General features: G+C 79.6%; 1 protein-coding gene. It reads left to right on the top strand.

What is annotated here, in order from left to right:
- Nucleotides 1-476 (top strand): KR domain-containing protein (locus BI06_RS24475; RefSeq protein WP_043471662.1); only part of this gene is annotated, 476 nt, incomplete at both ends.

Here is a 476-nt window from a genome sequence, read left to right on the forward strand (position 1 = left end):
CTCGCCGACCGCGACGCCCTCGCCGGCTGGCTGGCCGGCCCGGGCACGCGCTTCAACGCCGTCGTCCACACCCCCGGCGCGGCCTTCCCCGGCCTCGGCGCCGCTCTCGCCGCCGCCGTCAACCTGCACGAACTGACCGCCGGCACCGAGCTGTCCGCCTTCGTCGTGCACACCCCCACCGTCGGACCGCTCGGCACCCCGGGCGCCCCCGGGGAGGCCGCCGCGGCGGCGTTCCTCGACGCCCTCGCCCACCACCGCAGCCGCCACGGCCTGCCCGGCCTCGCCCTCATCACCGGCCCCGCCGACGGGGACGGACGCCCCGTGCCGCCCGGTCTCGGCCGGCTCACCGCGCAGGAGAGCGCCGCCGCCTTCGACGCCGCCCACCTGGCCGACCACACCTCCCTGCTGCTGCTCCGGCTCGACCCGGAAGGGCTGGACGCGCTCGCCCCGCAGGACGTGCCGGCCCTGCTGCGCGA

Origin of the sequence: Kitasatospora sp. MBT66 (assembly GCF_000710405.2) — a bacterium.
GTDB classification, from domain to species: Bacteria; Actinomycetota; Actinomycetes; order Streptomycetales; family Streptomycetaceae; genus Kitasatospora; species Kitasatospora purpeofusca.